Genomic DNA, 19,018 nt, shown 5'->3' on the forward strand with positions numbered 1-19,018 from the left:
GTGGGGCGGCATTCACCAGGCAATGCCGTTACCCACCCCTCACCCTAGCCCTCTCCCCCCAAGGGAAGAGGGGATCAAACCGAAGTCGCCGAGGCTGGCGGTCGGAACTCCGTCGAGGATGGAGTCCTCGTGTCCTGAATGGCGAAGCCGTGCCATTGAGGCGTGGGGCGGCGTTCGCCAGGCAATGACGTTACCGACCCTCACCCTCTCCCCCAAGGGGAGAGGGGATCAAACCGAAGTCGCCGAGGCTCGCGGGCGAAACCCCATCGAGGACGGCGTCCTCGTGTCCTGCGCGGCGAAGCCGTGCCATTGAGGCGTGGGGCGGCATTCGCCAGGCAATGCCGTTACCCACCCCTCACCCTGACCCTCTCCCCCAAGGGGAGAGGGGATCAAACCGAAGTCTCCGAGGCTCGCGGGCGAAACCCCATCGAGGGCAGCGCCCTCGCGTCCTGAATGGCGAAGCCATGCCATTCACACGTGGGCCGACATTCGCCAGGCAATGCCGTTACCGACCCCNCTAACCCTCTCCCCCAAGGGGAGAGGGGATCAAACCGAAGTCGCCGAGGCTGGCGGGCGGAACCCTGTCGAGGACGGAGTCCTCGCGTCCTGCGCGGCGAAGCCGTGCCATTCACACGTGGGGCGGCATTCGCCAGGCAATGACGTTACCGACCCTCACCCTAACCCTCTCCCGCAAGGGGAGAGGGGATGGTTACCGCGGACGATTACGCTTCGCTAATCGACCCTACAGGCGTAGCCATGCCAAATGACGGCGAGTGACCCCCACCCTGACCCTCTCCCTCAAGGGGAGAGGGGATGGTGACCGTGGGCGAATACGCGGCGGGAATCGACCCGGCACCCAGGGGCGAGGGCAGGGTTGTGTCCCTGTGTTTCGCATGGCGACGCCGCTTGGGGTCCGGTTATGCCAAAATGTGAACAAATCGATCTTTCCCCCGGTCAATCGCGGTCTCCCGCTTGTCGGGCCCGCCCCGAGTTGGCTAAGGTAGCCGCCCATCAGATGCACGCAGTAGTGGAGGTAGGCATGGATAAAATTTTGCTGGCGCTCTCGGAGCAGATGATAAACGCGCGGGATCTGGAGAGCCTGACCCGCCCCTTGCTGGAGATGCTGGCGTCGGTGACCGGGCTGGAGTCGACCTATCTCACCGAGATTGACCTCGGGCAAAGCACCCAGCATGTCCGTTATGCCCGCAATGTGGCCGGGCTGCAGATCCCCGAGGGGATGACGGTGGAGTGGAGCGATACCCTGTGTCGCCGCGCCATCGACGAAGAGATTGGCTACACCGATGACGTCGCCGCTCTGTGGGGGGACTCCCAGGCGGCCAGCGAGCTCGGCATTCGCTCCTATCTGAGCAGCCCGGTGCGCACCTCGACCGGCTCCCTCTATGGCACCCTGTGCGGCGCCAGTACCGAACAAAAACCCGCGGTGGCGGGGGCGCAGCAGCTCATCGCCTTCTTCGCGCACCTGATTGCCGAACAGGTGGAGCGGGAGCAACTGCTGCGGCAATTGCAGCAGGCCAACGACGAGCTCTCGCGCCTGGCCCTCTCCGATCCCCTCACCGGGCTCCCCAACCGCCGCGCCCTGATGCTCGAACTCACCCGCTTGTTCTCCCTGTCGGAGCGGGCGGGGCATCCGGTGCTCATCGCCTTTGTGGATCTCGATGGCTTCAAGGCCATCAACGACGAGTATGGCCACGAGGCGGGGGACAGGCTGCTCACCGCCATGGCGCGGCAACTGGGGGAGACCCTGCGTGGCGGCGATCTGCTGGCCCGCTTTGGGGGAGACGAGTTCGTGGCCGTGGGCATGGGGCCTTTCCCGGACGCCGACACGCTGGACGGGGCGGTGGCGGCGTTTCGCCAGCGCCTGTTCGAGCACAGCGTGCTGTCACTGCCGGTGGGGGATAAGGTGATCCATTATCCCGGTGCCAGCGTGGGGGCGGTGGCCGTGATGCCGGCCGAGGTCAGCGTCGAGGAGGCGCTGAACCGGGCCGATGCGAGCATGTATGCGGTCAAGCGCCAGCGCCGGGCCGCAGGGGAGGGCGGGAACCCGCCTCCTTCCAGTCAGGTGTCTGCCCCGCGATAGGAGCGGGGCGGGTTGAGAGGGCACAGGGTGGCGCGTCCACCCGGGTGCCAGTCTGTTTTCCCTTTTATCAGTTCGGAGCCCATACCATGGTTCATCTTCTTGTCCGCCGTGTGCGCGCCCTTGCCGGGCGGGCGGCCACCCTGGTGGCCGGACTCTGCGAGTTTCAGCAGCGCATCTGGGTGGTCAGCATCGTCAAGGAGTCCTACACAGATACCTTCGTGGTCAACGAAGGGGGCTTTGAGGAGCCCTTGCAATGGATGCGCCGCAAGGGCTACAGCGCCGAGATGCTGGCCAGGGTGGAGGCCATGGCCCGATCCCAGGTGCTCCAGCTCGAGTGCGCCGGGCAGCATCACCGTCTGATGCGGGTGAAATAGGGGAGAAGCCGCCCCCGGATGGCCTGGGCGGCACCGCCGCCCGGGCATTGACCACATATCCTGCCGCCCTCTTCGTGTCAGACGGGGCAAATGGGTCGCCAGTTATGATTTTTCCGTGGTTCTCTCCGGTTTCAGACCGCCGGAGTAGACGCAAATCGCGGAGTTGTAGCTGTTGAAGGTGACCGCGTAGTTGAAATCGCAGAAATAGGCCGTGTGCTTGGTGGCGACAATGTCCCCCGCCTTGCATTTGTCCTGCATCCCCTCCACCAGGGTGTCGTTGTTTGACCCGAGACAGGCCTTGCCGGTGGTCTTGTCACCGCCGCAGGCCATCAGAAGGGCGCAGACCGAGAGACTCATCAACCATTTCGCTGTGTTGTGCATGTGTGTTCCCAAGAGATCGGAGAGATGGCGGGGAAGGGCGTGAGCGCGGCGCTGCCCGATGAAGGCGGCCAGCGGGCACGCTGCCGCCCCTGACTGTCGCTGCCACCGTGCGCCCTGCCCCTTGTCGTTGCAAGTGGCGAACATTAAACGGGTTTCGTGCGCTGGCTCAAAGGCGGGCCGGGGCCATGGCGGCCCCGGTGGGGGAAAAGGTCAGGGGGAGGGGAAGTATTTGTGCTGGAGCTGCTGGAAGTCGCTGCTGGCCAGCACCTGGGTCAGGCCGAGCTGGAACTCCCTGACCAGGGCATCGTCAACCGGGTGGCTGAAGGCGAAGCAGTACTGCTCGGAGCTCAACATCCAGCGCACCTCGAACTGGGCAGGATCCAGCTGCTGGGTCTTGATGAGATCCAGCAGGGTGGACTTGTTGCTGGAGACCAGATCGACCCGGCCCGAGGTGAGCATGCGCAGGGCCTGGGAGAGGCGGTTGGCGGTCATGATCTTCTGCTCGTCGAAGCCTGCGTTAAGCAGCAGTTGCTCCCCCACGTCGGATCGCACGGCGCCTATGGTGTAGCGCTGGGCATCTTCCAGGCGGGTCAGGGTCAGGGGGCGACTGGCGAGCCCCATCAGCACTATCTCGGCATAGCCGATGGGGCAGGCCCACTTGAACAGAGGATTGCGCGCCTCGGTGCGGGCGGTGGAGAAGAGCACCACATTGGGTTTCTGGGTCAGCAGGTAGTAACCCCTGGCCCAGGGGAGGATGCTGACGGGCTGGACAGGGGTGCCGGTCTTTTGCCACACCAGGTGCAGCAGGTCGATGGCAAAGCCGGTCGGGGCGCCATCCTCCCCGGTGAAGTTGTAGGGTTTGTACTCTTCGGTGAGGTAGTGCAGGCTGGCGAGCGCCGGGCTGGCCTGGGTCGCGGGAGTGCCCCAGACCATGGCCGCGAGGGCGGCGCAGGCGACCAGTCTGCGAAGGGGGACTGCAATGTCTATGTTCATCCTGACCGTCCTGCTACCGAGTGCCCAGTTTCAAGTGTTGCCAAGTCACGGCGTTTCGCCACCCGGCGCAGACGTTATCCGCCGGGGGCCGTCATCATCTTGCCACTCACAACCGGGTCGGCGCCCCCTTTTTACCAGGCCGGGCGGGTGTGACCCAGGGGGGTGAACGCCTCGTCCCTCAGCCCTACCAGCAGGGTGTTGCCATCCTCTTGCAGGCGAAACTCGCCGTAGCGGGCCGACTCATATTGATCTCCCGTGCCCTCTTCGAAGAAGAAGGCGTCAGGCCCGATAAACCACTGGCCGTCGCGCTGGCGCACCTTGAGCAGACGCTCCCCCGGGCCCGGGGCCTCGGGCTTGCCCCCTTCCACCCAGTGCACCACCTGATGTTCATCCAGGCGAACGACCAGGGTGTGGGGGCCGGCGGCGGCCTGGCGGCCCGCCAACTGGCGGGCGAGGGCGTAGTTCAGGCGCATGTAGTCCCCCTGCATCAGGGAGCGGGGGTCGACCGGTGCCAGCTCGATCAGCACCACCTCCCCCTGGCTCATGGCGTGCTCGAAGCGCCAGACGGTGGCGTTGATGCCGGCGAGCAGGGCAAGACCGGTCAGCAAAAAGGCGAGGCGTCTCATGAGGGGCTCCCGTTGTGAAGGTGCTTGAGCCACTGACGGGTACCGAGCAGCAGGGCCCCCGAGGCGAGCAGCAGCCAGGACTTGGTCATCAGGGTCAGCCCCAGATCGTAGTAATAGAGGGAGCCAAAGCCGAGCAGCAGGAGGCCTGCCAGGGTCATCAGGGCCAGGCTGCCGGCGTAGAAGCCGAGCACCAGCACTAGGGCGCCAGCCCCCATGCCGGGAATGATGGCGCTGATCACCACCAGCGGCAGCCCGTAGCGCAGCGGCAGCCTGAGGCGAACCATGACCGCGAGCAGCAGGGCGGCGCAGAGCAGGGGATTGAGCCAGAGGGGCAGGCGGGAGCTGCCGAGCTCATTGAGCACGCTGGTGCCTCCCTCCCACAGGGGGTGGTGCAGCCGTCCCAGCACCAGCAGGGAGAGTGCCAGCCCCAGGGTGAGGGATTCATAGAGCAGATGGCGGGCGGGATCGCGCTCCGCCTGCAGCCAGCACAGGGCGACGGCGCCCATCACCAGCGGCAGGGCCAGCAGGTGCAGGCCGAGGCAGGCGAGGGCGAGGGTGAGCAGGATGGCGGCGGCGAAGCTGTGGAACAGCCTGATCAGCCAGTGCTCGAACAGGGCGGCCACCCCGAGGGAGAAGGCGGTCAGACCGAACCAGAGCCACGCGACGTTCAGATCCAGCCTGTCCAGCAGGCCGTAGAGCAGCCAGGCATCTGCCGCCAGCGCCAGCGCCAGCACGAACTGATCCCAGAGATCGCTGCGGGTCGCCATGCGGTTGAGACCGAGGGCGGCGGCCATCAGCACCATCCCCATGGTGAGGGCGTTGTTGGGGTCGCGGGTCAGCTGCTCGAAGGCCATGAAGAGGAAGAAGAGCAGGAAGAGGGCGGCTATCCAGCCCACCATGCCGAGCAGAAAACGGCCCGACCAGTGGGGCTGTTCATCCCGGGGGGCATCCCCTTCCACAAGTTGGGCAGCACGCAGGCGCTCCCAGGGGGTGAGATCAGACATGCTGCCTCCGTTGTTGTTGCAGCCAGCGGCTGGCCATCACCGACAGGCCGATGGCGATGAAGGCCAGCAGCAAAAAGCCGTTCATGTCCGGCTCCATCCACTTGCCAAGGGCCGCGAGGATCACGGCGATGAGGCTCAGGCACCCCATGGCGAGCCCGGCGATGAACCTGTGGTGCCAGCGCAGGTAGGCGGCGCCGAGCCAGGCGAGCCAGGCAGGCCAGACCCAGGGAGAGGCGGCATCGAACAGGGCCAGCAGGGTAAGCAGGGTGATGCCGAGCCCCGCGGCCAGCCCCGCGAGCCAGGAGGGCATCAGGGCGTAGCGGGCGGGCACCAGGATGAGCAGACCCCAGAGGGCGGCGTTGAGCAGGGTCAGGCACCAGCCGAGGGCCTCCTCGTTGAAGGAGAAGAAGAGATCGAGAAGGCCGAGCCGCCAGTAGAGCACCAGGGCGAGCTGACCGAGCAGCCAGGCCAGGGTCCAGAGCAGCGGGCTTCTGCCAAGTGCCGCCAGCGGCAGCAGCATCAGGGCCCAGGTGGCGAAGAGCTGCCAGGGGTCGGCGCCGGTCTGGTAGGTCTGGCCCACCAGGGCGAGCAGGGCGCCGAGGTTGAGGGCCAGGGCCAGCAGCAGGGCCTGGCGCGGGGTGTCACTCATGGGTTTGCGCCAGAGCACCAGGAGCATGGTGAGCAACGGCAGCTCCAGCAGGGCGAGACGTGAGAGGCGCCCCAGGGCCTGCCAGTTGAAGGCGACGAAGAAGACGAGGCCGGCGCCAAGGCAGAGGCAGCCGAGCCAGAGCAGCAGCCTGTCGAACAGCCACTGCCAGCGGGCAGGGCCGGGGGGCAGATCGCACAGGGCCAGGGCGGCAGGCAGCGAGGCCCGTGGCAGGCGGCCGCGCCTGACCCAGTCGAGCAGGGTCTGTCTTGAGGTGAGGTGCATGGGGGCTCCTGAAGCCGTGATGCCTGAAAGATAAGGCATTATGGCACGGCGCCGCGTCTCGGGGCAGGGGCGCCGTCGGCGCTGCGACACAGGTCGCGGCACGGGGCCATGTCTTTGCACTAAAAAGGCCCCCGCCGTGAGGAGGGGGCCTGAAGGACGTCCGGGGCGGCGGTGGCGATCAGTGCTCACGCTGATCCCCCGCCGGCTTCTATGGAGGTCAGGCGAAGATCAGGGTGGAGATGCCAAGCCCCGCAAAGAGGATGGCGCAGGCAATGCGGATCCCCTTGAGGGGGAGCTTGTCGGCCCCGAGCTTGCCGAGCAGCACCACGGGCACGTTGGCCAGCATCATGCCGAGGGTGGTGCCGGTGATCACCTGGATCAGGGAGTCGTACTTGGCTGCCAGCAGCACGGTGGCTATCTGGGTCTTGTCACCGATCTCGGCGATGAAGAAGAGCACGAAGGTGGCCATGAAGGGGCCGTATTTGTCCAGGGAACTCTCTTCATCGTCCATCTTGTCCGGCACCAGGATCCAGGCGGCCATGGCGATGAAGGCGCCAGCGACCAGCCAGGTCATCACCTTGGGATCCATCCAGCGACTGATGAATTCCCCTATCCAGGCGGCCCCTGCGTGGTTGAGCAGGGTGGCAGCCAGCATGCCGGCGATGATGGGCCAGGGTTTGCGAAAACGACAGATGAGCAACAGGGCCAGCAGCTGTGTCTTGTCGCCGATCTCGGCGATGGCAACGCTGATGGTGGAGGTTAACAAGGCTTCCATAAAAATGACCGGGGGACGGAATTGTTATAAACCAAAGACAAGCCTGCGCCATCCGTCCCCGGTTTTGGCACTGGCCCGTCAAAGGTCTTGTCAAATCCGGCATTGCCCGGATCACCCTGACCATGGTGAGTTGGCACCAAGTATGTTGATCAGGATCGCGCACGAAACGGGTCCGTGGCGAGACTACTCCCCCTCGATGGGAGCGGGCATTCTAGGGAAAAACCCCCGGTGAGGCAAGGCGCGGGATGGGGAATTATCCCCCCACCAGTTTGACCTGAAAGCCGGCCTTCTCCAGTTCGGCCTTGATGAGGTCCCGTTTGTCCCCCTGGATCTCGATGATCCCCTCCTTGAGACCGCCGCCGGTACCGCACTTCTTCTTGAGCAGGGTGGCGAGGGCCTTCTGCTGGTCGGCGGGAACGCCGTGGATGCTGATGACCCCGGCCCCCTTGCGTCCCTTGGTCTCGCGGCGGATGCGCACGACCCCGTCGGCGGGGAAGGGGGAGGCATGCTGGGCGGGGGCGGATTCCTTGATCATGCCGCCGTCCGTGCTGTAGACCAGGCGGCTGTTGTTGTCGTGACTCATGGCAATACTTTGTCGGTTAGCTAAGCGGAGTTTGATTTTACGCAAATAAATGTTGAGGGCACAGCTTATAATCCCCCCATTAAAAGCGAATTATTCTTGTTTAACTTCAGGAGCCCGTCATGGTACTCACAGAGCTGTCGCCGGGACAGAGCGCTCGCATCACGCACATGAACCACCTTGGTCGCGCCTTGCGGCGCAAGTTGATGGTGATGGGGCTGCTGCCCCAGACCGAGATCCTCTATCTGCGGGCCGCCCCCCTGGGGGACCCGCTCCAGATCCAGTGCCAGGGCATCTGCCTCTCCATGCAGCGGAGTCTGGCCCAGCAAATCGAGGTGGAGCCGGTATGAGCTACAACCTGGTCACAGTGGGCAATCCCAACAGCGGCAAGACCTCCCTGTTCAACGCCCTGACCGGCTCCCGCCAGCAGGTGGGGAACTGGAGCGGGGTCACCGTCGACAAGAAGATGGGGGCCTTTGCTGCCCGCGGGCAGGAATACACCCTGGTGGACCTGCCCGGCATCTATGCCCTGGCCAACCAGGAGGCGAGCCTGGACGAGCAGATCGCCAGCCGCTTCGTCCAGCGCCAGCAGCCGGATCTGCTGCTCAACGTCATCGATGCCGCCAACCTGGAGCGCTCCCTCTACCTCACCCTGCAACTGCGGGAGCTGGGGCTGCCCATGGTGGTGGTGCTCAACAAGATGGATCTGCTGCAAAAGCGACGCATCACCATCGACGAGGCCTTGCTCGCCAAGGCGCTGGGGTGCCCCGTGGTGTCGCTCTCGGCCCACAATCGCCAGCAGGTGGCGGCCTTCAAAGAGGGGATCCACCAGTTTATCGGCCAGTCCCAGCCCGCCCTCGTGCTCGACTACGGTCAGCCCCTCGAGGGAGACATCGCCGAGCTGGAGACTCTGCTCGCCCCCCATCATCTGCATCGCCGTGGCCGCGCCCTGCGCCTGCTGGAGGAAGACATCGCCATGCAGGAGACCCTGGCGGCGGGGCAGCAGGCGGCGGCCGACAACGTGGTGAGCCGCGCCCACCACGCCCAGGACATCGACCTGCAACTCGCTGATTTGCGCTACGGCCATATCCACCACTGGTGCCAGCAGGCGTGCCGCCATCAGGACAAGCTCACCGTCGCCCAGAGCGAACGGCTGGACAGGGTGCTGCTCAACCGCTGGGTGGGCATCCCCTTCTTCCTGCTGGTGATGTACCTGATGTTCATGTTCGCCATCAAGGTGGGCAGCGCCTTCATCGACTTCTTCGACATCCTCGGGGGGGCCCTCTTCGTGGACGGGGTGCACCACCTGCTGGGGCTGATGAGTGCCCCCGATTGGCTGGGAGCCGTGCTCGCGGACGGCGTGGGTGCCGGTTTGCAGACGGTGGCGACCTTCATCCCCGTGGTGGGTTGTCTCTTTCTCTTCCTCGCGGTGCTGGAGAGCTCCGGCTATCTGGCTCGCGCCGCCTTTGTGGTGGATGCCCTGATGCGTCGCCTCGGTCTGCCCGGCAAGGCCTTCGTCCCCATGCTGATGGGTTTTGGCTGCACCGTGCCCGCGGTGATGGCGACTCGCACCCTGGGGTCGGAGCGCGAGCGGCTGATGACCTCGGCCATGGCACCCTTCATGTCCTGCGGTGCCCGTCTGCCGGTCTACGCCCTGTTCGCGGTGGCCTTCTTCCCCGAGTCGGGGCAGAATCTGGTGTTCGGTCTCTATCTGTTCGGCATCCTGGTGGCGGTGCTCACCGGCCTCTTCCTGCGCAGCACCCTGCTGCCGGGCAAGAGCGACTCCATGGTGATGGAGATGCCCGATTACGAGTGGCCCCGTCCGGTGGACGTGGGGCTGCGCACCTGGCAGAAACTCAAGGGCTTCATCTTCGGCGCGGGCAAGACCATTGTCCTGATGGTGGCGGTGCTGAGCGTGCTCAACTCCCTCGGCACCGACGGCAGCTTCGGCAACCAGGATCAGGAGAACTCGGTGCTGAGCAAGCTGAGCCAGTCCGTGACCCCGGTGCTGCATCCCATAGGCGTGCGGGACGACAACTGGCAGGCCACGGTGGGCATCCTCACCGGCATCTTTGCCAAGGAGGCGGTGGTCGCTACCCTCAACAGCCTCTACGCTGGCGGCGCCGGTGATGAGGAGGAGAGTGAATACTCCCTGCTGGGCAGCCTGAAAGCGGCGCTGGCCACCATTCCCGCCAACCTGGCGGACATCGACCCCGCCGATCCCATGGGGCTCAAGGTGGGGGATCTGGAGGACAAGCAGGCGGCAGCCGAGGCCCAGGAGGTGGACACCTCCACCTACGGCAACATGCAGACCCACTTCGACGGCGTGGCCGGGGCCTTTGCCTACCTGCTGTTCGTGTTGCTCTACATGCCCTGCGCCGCCGCCATGGGGGCTCTGGTGCGAGAGACCGGTCGCCAGTGGGCCCTGTTCACCGCCGCCTGGTGCAACTACGTCGCCTTCCTGTGCGCCACCCTCTTCTATCAACTGGCGACCTTCGCCGCCCACCCGGCGCAGAGCCTGGTCTGGAGCCTGAGCTATCTGCTCTCCCTGGTGCTGCTCTGGTGGCTGGGGCGTCGTCACGGCGACATCGTCGCCCGCAAGGTGGTGACCCTGTGAAGGGGCTCATGGTCAGGGGCGAGTGCGCCGAGAGGGAGGGTATTCTGTGATCCTGCGTGAACTGGGGGACTATCTGGCCCTGCACAAGAAGGTGAGTCGGCGGGCGCTGGCCCGCCACTTCCACACCTCCGAGGATGCGGTAGAGGCCATGCTCGGGGTCTGGATGCGCAAGGGGCGCGTCGCCAAGCGGGAGAGCCGCCTGTGTGGCGGCTCCTGCTGCGGCAAGCACGAAGAGGTGACGTTCGAGTGGTGCGAGCCCGGCCAGATAGGGCTGGTCCAGAAGGGCTGACGCCTGCCCATATGCAAAAGGGAACCCGAGGGTTCCCTTTTTCGTGGCCGCCGGGCCCGTCTCAGAAGAGGTCGCCCTCGTCCTTGGTGGGCTCCAGGCTCCAGCCGCTCGCCGCCGCGCTGTTGCCAATCTGGCCCTTCTCCCGCCAGAGTTTGATCTTGAGGCGCAGGTTGTTCTGGGAGTCCGCGTTCTTCACCGCCTCCTCCTCGTCGATCACCCCCTCGACCACCAGATCGAACAGGGTACTGTCGAAGGTCACCATGCCAAGGGCCCTGGATTTTTCCATGATCTCCTTGAGGCCGCCAAACTCGCCGCGCTTGATGAGATCGCGCACAGTGTGGGTTCCGAGCATCACCTCCACCGCCGCCCGGCGTCCGCCGTCCGTGGTCTTCACCAGCCGCTGGGAGACAAAGGCCTTGAGGTTGTTGCCAAGGTCGTTGAGCAGCTGGGGTCTGCGCTCTTCGGGGAAGAAGTTGATGATGCGATCCAGCGCCTGGTTGGCGTTGTTGGCGTGCAGGGTGGAGATGGCCAGATGCCCGGTTTCCGAGAAGGCGAGGGCATGCTCCATGGTCTCCCGATCGCGGATTTCACCGATGAGGATGACGTCCGGCGCCTGGCGCAGGGTGTTCTTCAGGGCCGCGTGGAAGCTGCGGGTATCCACCCCCACCTCCCGCTGGTTGATGATGCTCTTCTGGTGGCGATGGACGAACTCCACCGGATCCTCGATGGTGATGATGTGGCCGCCGCTGTTGCGGTTGCGATGATCGATGAGGGCCGCGAGCGACGTGGACTTGCCGGACCCCGTGCCGCCGACGAAGAGCACCAGACCCCGCTTCTCCATGATGGTGTCGAGGAGCACCGGAGGGAGTTTGAGATCCTCGAAGCGGGGGATCTCGGTCTTGATGTTGCGCGCCACCAGGGAAACTTCATTGCGCTGCTTGAAGATGTTGACCCGAAAACGGCCTATCTGGGGCAGGGAGATGGCGAGGTTCATCTCCAGCTCTTTCTCGAACTGCTGTTTCTGCTCGAGATCCATGATGTCGTAGGCGATGCGGGCCACCTCGCCCGGCCCCAGGGGCTCCTGGGTGAGGGGGCGCAGGGCGCCGTTGAACTTGGCGCAGGGGGGGGCGCCGGTGGAGAGATAGAGATCGGAACCGTCCTGTTTGGCCAGGATCTGCAGCATGTCTCTCAATTCCATGAGGGGCCTCGTCGCTCAAAGGGCTGGGGGATGATGAATGGCTTGAGTGTACAGCCTCAGGCGCCGGTCAGTTTTTCGCGGAACACAAAAAAGACCGCGCCCAGGATGCACAGACCCGCCCAGAGGTAGTCCCACTTCAGATCTTCTTTCAGATAGAAGATGGAGAAGGGAACGAACACGGTGAGGGTGATCACCTCCTGCAGGATCTTGAGCTGGCCGACGGAGAGCACGGTGTGGCCGATGCGGTTGGCGGGCACCTGCAACAGGTATTCGAACAGGGCTATCCCCCAGCTCACCAGGGCGGCGATGATCCAGGGTTTGTGATTCATGCTCTTGAGATGGGCGTACCAGGCAAACGTCATGAAGACGTTGCTGCAGATGAGCAGGCCGATACTGGTCATGATGGGGTTCATTAGGTTCTCCTTTTAAATCAATGCATTTTATCTCGACTCCATGGGTTTTCATAAGTGGTGCTTGAGGGTATTTTTAGCTCACAAGGATGTAACAAAAGAAGGCGAAAGCTGGATGGGCAAGACAAGCTGGGGTGCGCTTTGTCTGTTGTTTGCCTGCTGGGCGCAAGGTGCGCCGACCCTGACGGTGGCCACCGATGTCTGGCCGCCGTTTCGCATGCTGGCAGAGAACGACGACTTCCAGGGGCTGGATATCGACATTCTGCGCCAGTTGCAGGCACGCAGCGGCATTGTGCTCACCCTCAAACGGGTGCCCTGGGGACGGGCACTTAAACAGATGCAGACCGGTCAGGCGGATCTGATGATAGGGCTGGCTCACACCGAGGAGCGGGCCGCCTTCATCGACTACCTGCAGCCGTCCTATTACCAGTGCCGGCCTGCCTTCTATGGCAAGCCCGCCGCCGTGGCCGGTCTCAGGCGCTACGAGGATCTGCGAGGCCGCGAGATAGGCTATGTGCTCAACTCCGCCTACTTCCCCCCCTTCGATGGCGACACCCAGCTCGACAAGCACGGGGTCCCCACCGAAGACCAGTTGCAGCGCATGGTGGAGCGGGGCCACCTGCCCCTGATGATAGGGACCGACTGCCAGGTGGATTACGCCTTGAGCCAGCGCAACGACGCCGGCCTCGTCAAGGCGCCCTTCCAGCCCCCCAACCCGGTGGTGCTCTACCTCGGGATGAGCAAGCACTCACCCCACCACGAGCTGGGCCCCAAGCTGGCGCAGGCGTTGCAAGCCATGGTGGAGAGCGGCGAGATAGCGGCGCTGGCCAAGCCCTACCAGCCTTGACCTTGGGTGGTAACGCGCTGTTATCATGCAGCTTTCCTGCCTGCCCCCCGGCAGGCCTCGCTTCTTGGGGATCCCGTGTATCTCGCTCTCATCCGTCGCCAGCAGCGCTGGCAGCGTCGCTGGCTGCTCCTGCTGTCGCTGCTGACCCTGGCCCTGTTCCTGCTCTCCCTCGCCCTCGGGGAGTTCGTGCTGCTGCCCTGGCAGCCGCTGGGGGATCTGGAGCTGCGTATCCTGCTGGAGCTGCGCCTGCCGCGCGCCCTGCTGGCTCTGCTGGCGGGGGCCTCCCTTGCCTGCGGCGGTGCCGTGCTCCAGGTGATGCTGCACAACCCGGTGGCGGAACCCGGCCTGCTCGGCGTCTCGAGCGGCGCTGGGCTGGCCGCCATGGTGGCGATGGCGGTGGCCAAGGGGCTCGGGCTCTATCTGCCGGGCTGGGGGCTGTCGCTGGCGGCCTTTGGCGGCGCCCTGGTGGTGACCATGCTGCTCATCCGTCTCGCACGTCGGGCACGGCTCGGCCATGGGCGGCTGCTGCTGTTCGGGGTCGCCATCGGCATCCTCACCAATGCGGCCATGACCTGGCTGATGTATTTCGCCGACGACGGCGCCTTGCGGGAATTCATGTTCTGGATGATGGGCAGCCTCGCCTACGGCAGCCAGCAGCTCGCCTGGTGGTGGCTGGTGCTGCCCCTCACCCTCGGCTGGCTCTGCTGGCAGGGGCGGGCACTGCAACAACTGCTGCTGGGAGAGACCCAGGCCCGCCTCATGGGGCTGAACGTGGACAGCATGCGGGTACGCCTGGTGCTGGCGGTCTGCCTGCTCACCGGGGTGGCGGTCTCCCTGTGCGGCGTCATCGGCTTCGTCGGCCTAGTGGTGCCTCACCTGCTGCGCCTGTGCGGTGGCAGCGATCAGCGCTTCCTGCTGCCCGCCTCGGCGCTGGGGGGCGGCGCCCTGCTGCTCGGGGCCGATCTGGTGGCCCGCTCGGCGCTGCACGCCGGTGAACTGCCCATCGGGGTCATCACCGCCTCGGTGGGCGCCCCGCTCTTTATCTATCTGCTGCTGAGGCAAGATGCCGATGTGTCCCGCTGATCCCGCCCCTTGGCGGCTGGAGGCCCGCGCCCTGGCCATCCCCCATCGCCTCGCCCCCCTGGATCTGGCCTGGTCCGGTGGTCAGCTGGTGGCCCTGCTCGGCCCCAACGGCAGCGGCAAGTCCTCCCTGCTCGGGGCCCTGGCGGGCCTGCTGCCCGCCGATGGCGCCGTCTTGCTGGGAGGAGAGGCCATCACGACCCTGAGCTGGCCCGAGCTTGCAACGCGGCGCGCCATGCTGCCCCAGCGCCAGCCCCAGCTGTTCCACATCCCGGTGTTCCAGGTGCTGAGCCTGGGGCTGGAGGAGGGGGGCCCCGATGCCCAGGCGCAGGCGGTAGCGGATGTGTGCGACGCCCTGGAACTGGCGCCTCTGCTGGCACGGGACTTCAGCCGCTTGTCCGGGGGGGAGCAGCAGCGGGTGCTGATCGCCCGCACCCTGCTGCAACTGTGGCCAAGCCTCAATCCGACCGGGCGGGTGCTGCTGCTGGACGAACCCCTGGCGGGGCTGGATCTGCATCACCAGATGGCGCTGCTGCGACTGCTCAAGCAACTGGCCGCGCAGGGATTGCTGGTGGTGGTGGCCATCCACGACATCAATCTGGCCATCGACTGGGCGGATCGCGTGCTCTGCCTGCAACAGGGCCGCGTGGTGGGGGAAGGGGACGTCGGGATCATCGACGAGGCGCTGCTGGAGCGGGTGTTCCAGATCCGTACCGATCGTATCGAGGCGGCCGGCCGCACCTGGTTTATGCCGAGCCTGTGAGGCGGGTTTCCCCCTCATCCCCCGCCCTTCTCCCATTCTTTTGAAACAAGTGGGAGAAGGGAGCCGCTCCGTCGACTACGGATACAGCATTGAAAACCTGCAGAGGCTGAGTGAAGCCAAGGGGGCGAGTGAATCACTGTGGAAATGAAAAGAGCCAGGCATCCGTGATGCCTGGCTCTTTTGGTAGAGAGAGCGTTGAGCGGTTGCTCAGGCTTTCTGCTTGTCCAGCCGCACCTGGGCGGCTTCTGCCAGCATGGCCAGCAGGGTTTCGGTGTCACTCCACGACAGACAGGCATCGGTGATGCTCTGGCCGAAGGTGGCGGCACAGCCGTTCTCCACGTCCTGACGCCCTTCCACCAGGAAGCTCTCGGCCATGATGCCGGCGATGCCGGTGCGGCCGCGGCGCAGCTGATCGCAGATATCCTGGGCCACCAGCAGTTGGCGGCGGTGATCCTTCATGCTGTTGCCGTGGCTGAAGTCCACCACCAGGCGCTCAGGCAGGCCCACCTGGGCCAGAGCCTCGCACGCCTCATCGATGCTGGCGGTGTCGTAGTTGGGACGGTGGCCGCCGCGCAGGATCACGTGGCCGTAGGGGTTGCCGGCGGTGCGGTAGATGGTCATCTTGCCGTCCTTGTCCGGGGAGTAGAAGATGTGGCTGTGACGGGCGGCGCGCACCGCATCGATGGCGATGCGGGTGTTGCCGTCGGTGCCGTTCTTGAACCCCACCGGGCAGGAGAGGGCGGAGGCCATCTCCCGGTGAACCTGGGACTCGGTGGTGCGCGCCCCGATGGCGCCCCAGGTGATGAGATCGCTGATGTACTGGCCGGTCACCATGTCGAGGAACTCGGTGGCGGTGGGCATGCCGGTCTCGTTGATGTCCACCAGCAGTTTGCGGGCCAGTTTGAGCCCTTCATTGACGTCGAAACTGCCGTCCAGGTGCGGATCATTGATGAGCCCCTTCCAGCCGACGATGGTACGTGGCTTCTCGAAGTAGGTGCGCATCACGATGCACAGGCTCTCTTTGTACTCTTCACGCAGGGTGTTCAGACGCAGAGCGTATTCGTGGGCGGCGGCGGGATCGTGGATGGAGCAGGGGCCGACGATGACCAGCAGGCGCTGATCCTCACCGGACAGAATGGCTTCCACTTGGCGGCGGGCATCCAGCAGGTTCTGGGCGATGGTGTCGGTTAACGGGAAGGCGTGCGCCAGCTCGCTGGGGGTGATCAGGGCCTCCAGGCGACGGGTGCGCAATTCATCGGTGTGAATGGACATACGACTCAATTCTCGAGTGGATAAGGTGGGCGGGATGCCAAAATGCAAGGGAATAAAATAAAGCAAAAGTCACCCGATGGAAACCTTGGGCGGCTCTGATAGGATGTGAACCCAAAAGCCATTTCAAATGAGGTAGTTATCGTGGCAAAGCCAGGCGCGACCGGGATCACCCGCATCATCAACGCAACCGGTTACAGCATGAAAGGTCTCAAATCGGCCTGGATCAACGAGGCCGCCTTCCGCCAGGAGCTGCTGCTCATCCTGCTGCTGATGCCGCTGGCATTCTGGATAGGTGACTCCCTCAACGAGATCCTGCTGCTCGTCTGTATCAGCTGGCTGGTGGTGATCGTCGAGGTACTCAACTCCGCCGTGGAGGCGGTGGTGGATCGCATCGGCTCCGAGCATCACGAACTCTCGGGCCGCGCCAAGGATCTGGGCTCCGCCGCCGTCTTCATCGCCCTGGCCCTCAATGCCCTGGTGTGGGGCGCCCTGGTGGGCCGCAACCTGCTGGGCTGGTGGTAGGTTGCGAGAGCAAGCTTTCTTCTGACATAAAAAGCCCGTCATCACGACGGGCTTTTTACTGCGCAGATAAGGGCTTATCAGTGCAGGATCCGGGCACGGATGGTCCCATTGATCTCTTTGAGACGGGCCAGGGCCTTCTCGCTGTGCTCGGTTTCGACGTCGATGACCACGTAACCGATCTCGCTGCTGGTCTGCAGGTACTGACCGGCGATGTTGATCCCCTCGTCGGCGAAGATCTGGTTGATCTGGTTCATCACGCCGGGCTGGTTGCGGTGAATGTGCAGCAGGCGGCTGGAGCCCTTGTGGCCGGGCAGGGAGACTTCCGGGAAGTTGACCGCGGAGAGGGTGGAGCCGTTGTCGGAGTATTTGACCAGCTTGTTGGCCACTTCCAGACCGATGTTCTCCTGGGCTTCCTGGGTGGAGCCGCCGATGTGGGGGGTCAGGATCACGTTGTCCAGGCCGCGCAGCGGGGTGAGGAACTCCTCGTCGTTGGACTTGGGCTCCACCGGGAAGACGTCGATGGCGGCGCCGGAGAGGTGGCCGCTCTTGATGACGTCGGCCAGGGCGTCGATGTCCACCACGGTGCCGCGGGAGGCGTTGATGAAGATGGCGCCCGGTTTCATCATGCGCAGTTGCTCTGCACCGATGAGATCCTTGGTGGAGGCGGTTTCCGGTACGTGCAGGCTGATGACGTCAGACATGTTGAGCAGCTCCACCAGGTTCGGCACCTGGATGGCGTTGCCAAGGGAGAGCTTGTTCTCGATGTCGTAGTAATAGACCTTCATGCCGATCATCTCGGCGATGATGCCAAGCTGGGTGCCGATGTGGCCGTAGCCGATGATGCCGAGCTTCTTGCCGCGGGCTTCGACGCTGCGGTTGGCCAGCTTCTCCCAGACGCCGCGATGGCACTTGGCGTTCTTCTCGGGAATGCCGCGCAGCAGCAGCAGGATCTCCCCCAGTACCAGTTCGGCCACGGAGCGGGTGTTGGAGAAGGGGGCGTTGAAGACGGGGATGCCGCGCACGTGGGCGGCGTCGAGGGAGACCTGGTTGGTGCCGATGCAGAAGCAGCCGATGGCCACCAGCTTGGTGGCGGCATCCAGCACCTTCTCGGTAATCTGAGTGCGTGAACGCAGGCCCACGAAATGCACGTCACGAATGCGCTCGATCAACTCCTCTTCCGACAGGGACGTCTTCAGATATTCCACATTGGTGTAGCCGGCTGCCCGAAAGGTCTCCACCGTATTGGGATGGACTCCCTCCAGCAGCAGTACCTTGATCTTATCCTTGTCCAGCGAAAACTTGGCTGTCATGACGTTCCCTCTATTGTTTTGAAAAATGCGTTCAGGCTTGCAGTGTGAAGAAAACCGTAAAGTAGCAAAAACGTTTGGGAGAGGGAATATTTGTGACGAAAGTCAAATTCTTTGAAGTTATCAACGATTGTTGCAGATGTGCTGCTACAAGCCATTGAGGGATAACCAGAAACGGCGCCATGAGGCGCCGTTGTCCATTTGGGGCAGTCAGATTGACTGACCGGGGCGGGGGCTTGCCCGGAGGGGGAGGTCCGGGGAGCGGGCCTTAGTTGGTGATCACACCCTCGGGGGTGCCGATCAGCACAACGTCGGCGCCACGGTGGGCGAACAGGCCGTTGGTGACCACGCCCACGATGCTGTTGAGGCGGGTTTCCAGAGCCTTGGCATCGGTGATGGCCATGCCCTTGACGTCCAGGATGATGTTGCCGTTGTCGGTCACCACCCCTTCACGCCACACCGGGTTGCCGCCAAGGGCGCGGATCTCGCGGGCCACGTATTCGCGGGCCATGGGGATCACTTCCACCGGCAGGGGGAAGGTGCCCAGCACATCGACGGTCTTGGTATTGTCGATGATGCAGATGAACTGGTCGGCCACGGCGGCGACGATCTTCTCGCGGGTCAGGGCGGCGCCGCCCCCCTTGATCATGTCGCGGCTGGCGTTGATCTCGTCGGCGCCATCCACGTAGACGGAGAGGGCATCGATGTCGTTGAGGTCAAACACCGGGATGCCGAGACCCTTGAGGCGCTCGGTGGAGGCGATGGAGCTCGACACCGCGCCTTTGATCTGGTCTTTCATGGTCGCCAGTGCGTCGATGAAGTGATTGACGGTAGAGCCGGTGCCCACCCCGACGATGGTGCCGGGTACCACGTATTTGAGCGCAGCCCAACCGGCCGCCTTCTTCATTTCATCTTGAGTCATGATGGATCCTTATGGAAAAAGCGGGCGCA

The 19,018-nt window shown here is 64.4% G+C and carries 21 protein-coding genes; 9 read left to right on the forward strand and 12 right to left on the reverse strand.

Going from position 1 to position 19,018, the window contains the following annotated elements; all coding sequences use genetic code 11:
* Positions 1-1,039 precede the first annotated feature (1,039 nt).
* A complete protein-coding gene (locus AB5Y89_RS03795; RefSeq protein WP_239053777.1) occupies positions 1,040-2,098 on the forward strand; it encodes a sensor domain-containing diguanylate cyclase in 1,059 nt (352 codons plus the stop codon).
* Between the two features lie 86 nt (positions 2,099-2,184).
* The gene (locus AB5Y89_RS03800; RefSeq protein ID WP_042864058.1) at positions 2,185-2,472 is read left to right on the forward strand and encodes a hypothetical protein; all 288 of its coding nucleotides are present in this window, start codon (positions 2,185-2,187) and stop codon (positions 2,470-2,472) included.
* A 102-nt stretch (positions 2,473-2,574) separates the two neighbouring features.
* Here the strand turns inward: AB5Y89_RS03800 and AB5Y89_RS03805 are convergent, their stop codons facing one another.
* From AB5Y89_RS03805 to AB5Y89_RS03835, 7 genes are all read right to left on the reverse strand, one after another.
* Positions 2,575-2,853, reverse strand: coding sequence for a hypothetical protein (locus AB5Y89_RS03805; RefSeq protein WP_368222901.1), 279 nt, complete (start codon positions 2,851-2,853; stop codon positions 2,575-2,577).
* A 210-nt stretch (positions 2,854-3,063) separates the two neighbouring features.
* Positions 3,064-3,786, reverse strand: coding sequence for an ABC transporter substrate-binding protein (locus AB5Y89_RS03810; protein ID WP_041215870.1), 723 nt, complete (start codon positions 3,784-3,786; stop codon positions 3,064-3,066).
* Between the two features lie 191 nt (positions 3,787-3,977).
* The gene (locus tag AB5Y89_RS03815) at positions 3,978-4,472 is read right to left on the reverse strand and encodes a GDYXXLXY domain-containing protein (RefSeq protein ID WP_319873250.1); all 495 of its coding nucleotides are present in this window, start codon (positions 4,470-4,472) and stop codon (positions 3,978-3,980) included.
* Positions 4,469-5,476 (reverse strand): DUF4401 domain-containing protein, encoded by a 1,008-nt coding sequence (locus AB5Y89_RS03820; RefSeq protein ID WP_042014995.1) that lies wholly within the window; start codon positions 5,474-5,476, stop codon positions 4,469-4,471. Before AB5Y89_RS03820 ends, AB5Y89_RS03815 begins: the two co-directional genes overlap by 4 nt.
* On the reverse strand, positions 5,469-6,407 hold the full coding sequence (locus tag AB5Y89_RS03825) for a DUF2157 domain-containing protein (protein ID WP_368222903.1): 939 nt from the start codon (positions 6,405-6,407) through the stop codon (positions 5,469-5,471). The genes AB5Y89_RS03820 and AB5Y89_RS03825 overlap by 8 nt, the downstream gene beginning before the upstream one ends.
* Positions 6,408-6,624: 217 nt before the next feature.
* Positions 6,625-7,182 carry a TMEM165/GDT1 family protein gene (locus AB5Y89_RS03830; RefSeq protein ID WP_010675206.1) on the reverse strand — a complete coding sequence of 186 codons (558 nt, stop codon included), beginning with the start codon at positions 7,180-7,182 and terminating at the stop codon, positions 6,625-6,627.
* A gap of 253 nt (positions 7,183-7,435) precedes the next feature.
* A complete protein-coding gene (locus tag AB5Y89_RS03835; RefSeq protein ID WP_039041208.1) occupies positions 7,436-7,765 on the reverse strand; it encodes a translation initiation factor in 330 nt (109 codons plus the stop codon).
* A 119-nt stretch (positions 7,766-7,884) separates the two neighbouring features.
* On the opposite strand from AB5Y89_RS03835, the gene AB5Y89_RS03840 reads away from it, so the two are divergent.
* Genes AB5Y89_RS03840 through AB5Y89_RS03850 form a run of 3 tightly spaced genes read left to right on the forward strand, consistent with a single transcriptional unit; the run spans position 7,885 to position 10,668 of the window.
* The gene (locus AB5Y89_RS03840) at positions 7,885-8,112 is read left to right on the forward strand and encodes a FeoA family protein (RefSeq protein WP_010675204.1); all 228 of its coding nucleotides are present in this window, start codon (positions 7,885-7,887) and stop codon (positions 8,110-8,112) included.
* Positions 8,109-10,379, forward strand: a complete 2,271-nt coding sequence (gene feoB / locus AB5Y89_RS03845) for a Fe(2+) transporter permease subunit FeoB (RefSeq protein WP_111896890.1) — start codon at positions 8,109-8,111, stop codon at positions 10,377-10,379. The genes AB5Y89_RS03840 and feoB overlap by 4 nt, the downstream gene beginning before the upstream one ends.
* 46 nt (positions 10,380-10,425) lie before the next feature.
* Positions 10,426-10,668, forward strand: a complete 243-nt coding sequence (locus AB5Y89_RS03850; RefSeq protein WP_039041210.1) for a FeoC-like transcriptional regulator — start codon at positions 10,426-10,428, stop codon at positions 10,666-10,668.
* A 61-nt stretch (positions 10,669-10,729) separates the two neighbouring features.
* On the opposite strand, the gene tapW is transcribed toward AB5Y89_RS03850, so the two are convergent.
* Both tapW and AB5Y89_RS03860 read right to left on the reverse strand, forming a co-directional pair.
* Positions 10,730-11,866: a type IVa pilus ATPase TapW gene (tapW, locus tag AB5Y89_RS03855; protein WP_029314740.1), complete on the reverse strand. Its 1,137-nt coding sequence runs from the start codon at positions 11,864-11,866 to the stop codon at positions 10,730-10,732.
* Positions 11,867-11,922: 56 nt separating this feature from the next.
* Positions 11,923-12,279: a DMT family protein gene (locus AB5Y89_RS03860; RefSeq protein ID WP_010675200.1), complete on the reverse strand. Its 357-nt coding sequence runs from the start codon at positions 12,277-12,279 to the stop codon at positions 11,923-11,925.
* Between the two features lie 112 nt (positions 12,280-12,391).
* On the opposite strand from AB5Y89_RS03860, the gene AB5Y89_RS03865 reads away from it, so the two are divergent.
* The 3 genes from AB5Y89_RS03865 to AB5Y89_RS03875 all read left to right on the forward strand — a co-directional run bounded on the left by AB5Y89_RS03865 (position 12,392) and on the right by AB5Y89_RS03875 (position 14,966).
* On the forward strand, positions 12,392-13,123 hold the full coding sequence (locus tag AB5Y89_RS03865; protein ID WP_039041212.1) for an ABC transporter substrate-binding protein: 732 nt from the start codon (positions 12,392-12,394) through the stop codon (positions 13,121-13,123).
* Between the two features lie 75 nt (positions 13,124-13,198).
* Positions 13,199-14,206: a vitamin B12 ABC transporter permease BtuC gene (gene btuC / locus AB5Y89_RS03870; protein ID WP_039041213.1), complete on the forward strand. Its 1,008-nt coding sequence runs from the start codon at positions 13,199-13,201 to the stop codon at positions 14,204-14,206.
* Positions 14,193-14,966: an ATP-binding cassette domain-containing protein gene (locus AB5Y89_RS03875; RefSeq protein WP_201927883.1), complete on the forward strand. Its 774-nt coding sequence runs from the start codon at positions 14,193-14,195 to the stop codon at positions 14,964-14,966. The genes btuC and AB5Y89_RS03875 overlap by 14 nt, the downstream gene beginning before the upstream one ends.
* A gap of 207 nt (positions 14,967-15,173) precedes the next feature.
* On the opposite strand, the gene AB5Y89_RS03880 is transcribed toward AB5Y89_RS03875, so the two are convergent.
* Entirely contained in the window at positions 15,174-16,238 is a 1,065-nt protein-coding gene (locus tag AB5Y89_RS03880; protein ID WP_368222905.1) for a 3-deoxy-7-phosphoheptulonate synthase, read from the reverse strand.
* Positions 16,239-16,379: 141 nt separating this feature from the next.
* On the opposite strand from AB5Y89_RS03880, the gene AB5Y89_RS03885 reads away from it, so the two are divergent.
* On the forward strand, positions 16,380-16,760 hold the full coding sequence (locus AB5Y89_RS03885) for a diacylglycerol kinase (RefSeq protein WP_039040385.1): 381 nt from the start codon (positions 16,380-16,382) through the stop codon (positions 16,758-16,760).
* A gap of 77 nt (positions 16,761-16,837) precedes the next feature.
* Here the strand turns inward: AB5Y89_RS03885 and serA are convergent, their stop codons facing one another.
* Both serA and rpiA read right to left on the reverse strand, forming a co-directional pair.
* A complete protein-coding gene (gene serA / locus AB5Y89_RS03890) occupies positions 16,838-18,070 on the reverse strand; it encodes a phosphoglycerate dehydrogenase (RefSeq protein WP_039040384.1) in 1,233 nt (410 codons plus the stop codon).
* A 265-nt stretch (positions 18,071-18,335) separates the two neighbouring features.
* Positions 18,336-18,989 carry a ribose-5-phosphate isomerase RpiA gene (rpiA, locus tag AB5Y89_RS03895; protein WP_039040383.1) on the reverse strand — a complete coding sequence of 218 codons (654 nt, stop codon included), beginning with the start codon at positions 18,987-18,989 and terminating at the stop codon, positions 18,336-18,338.
* Positions 18,990-19,018: the final 29 nt, after the last annotated feature.

Origin of the sequence: Aeromonas sp. s4 (assembly GCF_040907855.1) — a bacterium.
GTDB classification, from domain to species: domain Bacteria; phylum Pseudomonadota; class Gammaproteobacteria; order Enterobacterales; family Aeromonadaceae; genus Aeromonas; species Aeromonas caviae.

What these genes read in the sequence shown, in the direction of transcription:
- rpiA (WP_039040383.1), bottom strand. Translation starts at nt 18,989, where the DNA reads ATGACTCAAGATGAAATGAAGAAGGCGGCCGGTTGGGCTGCGCTCAAA.
- AB5Y89_RS03800 (WP_042864058.1), top strand. Translation starts at nt 2,185, where the DNA reads ATGGTTCATCTTCTTGTCCGCCGTGTGCGCGCCCTTGCCGGGCGGGCG.
- AB5Y89_RS03875 (WP_201927883.1), top strand. Translation starts at nt 14,193, where the DNA reads ATGTGTCCCGCTGATCCCGCCCCTTGGCGGCTGGAGGCCCGCGCCCTG.
- AB5Y89_RS03805 (WP_368222901.1), bottom strand. Translation starts at nt 2,853, where the DNA reads ATGCACAACACAGCGAAATGGTTGATGAGTCTCTCGGTCTGCGCCCTT.
- serA (WP_039040384.1), bottom strand. Translation starts at nt 18,070, where the DNA reads ATGACAGCCAAGTTTTCGCTGGACAAGGATAAGATCAAGGTACTGCTG.
- AB5Y89_RS03865 (WP_039041212.1), top strand. Translation starts at nt 12,392, where the DNA reads ATGGGCAAGACAAGCTGGGGTGCGCTTTGTCTGTTGTTTGCCTGCTGG.
- AB5Y89_RS03840 (WP_010675204.1), top strand. Translation starts at nt 7,885, where the DNA reads ATGGTACTCACAGAGCTGTCGCCGGGACAGAGCGCTCGCATCACGCAC.
- AB5Y89_RS03795 (WP_239053777.1), top strand. Translation starts at nt 1,040, where the DNA reads ATGGATAAAATTTTGCTGGCGCTCTCGGAGCAGATGATAAACGCGCGG.
- AB5Y89_RS03825 (WP_368222903.1), bottom strand. Translation starts at nt 6,407, where the DNA reads ATGCACCTCACCTCAAGACAGACCCTGCTCGACTGGGTCAGGCGCGGC.
- feoB (WP_111896890.1), top strand. Translation starts at nt 8,109, where the DNA reads ATGAGCTACAACCTGGTCACAGTGGGCAATCCCAACAGCGGCAAGACC.
- AB5Y89_RS03835 (WP_039041208.1), bottom strand. Translation starts at nt 7,765, where the DNA reads ATGAGTCACGACAACAACAGCCGCCTGGTCTACAGCACGGACGGCGGC.
- AB5Y89_RS03815 (WP_319873250.1), bottom strand. Translation starts at nt 4,472, where the DNA reads ATGAGACGCCTCGCCTTTTTGCTGACCGGTCTTGCCCTGCTCGCCGGC.
- AB5Y89_RS03810 (WP_041215870.1), bottom strand. Translation starts at nt 3,786, where the DNA reads ATGGTCTGGGGCACTCCCGCGACCCAGGCCAGCCCGGCGCTCGCCAGC.
- AB5Y89_RS03880 (WP_368222905.1), bottom strand. Translation starts at nt 16,238, where the DNA reads ATGTCCATTCACACCGATGAATTGCGCACCCGTCGCCTGGAGGCCCTG.
- AB5Y89_RS03820 (WP_042014995.1), bottom strand. Translation starts at nt 5,476, where the DNA reads ATGTCTGATCTCACCCCCTGGGAGCGCCTGCGTGCTGCCCAACTTGTG.
- AB5Y89_RS03830 (WP_010675206.1), bottom strand. Translation starts at nt 7,182, where the DNA reads ATGGAAGCCTTGTTAACCTCCACCATCAGCGTTGCCATCGCCGAGATC.
- AB5Y89_RS03860 (WP_010675200.1), bottom strand. Translation starts at nt 12,279, where the DNA reads ATGAACCCCATCATGACCAGTATCGGCCTGCTCATCTGCAGCAACGTC.
- tapW (WP_029314740.1), bottom strand. Translation starts at nt 11,866, where the DNA reads ATGGAATTGAGAGACATGCTGCAGATCCTGGCCAAACAGGACGGTTCC.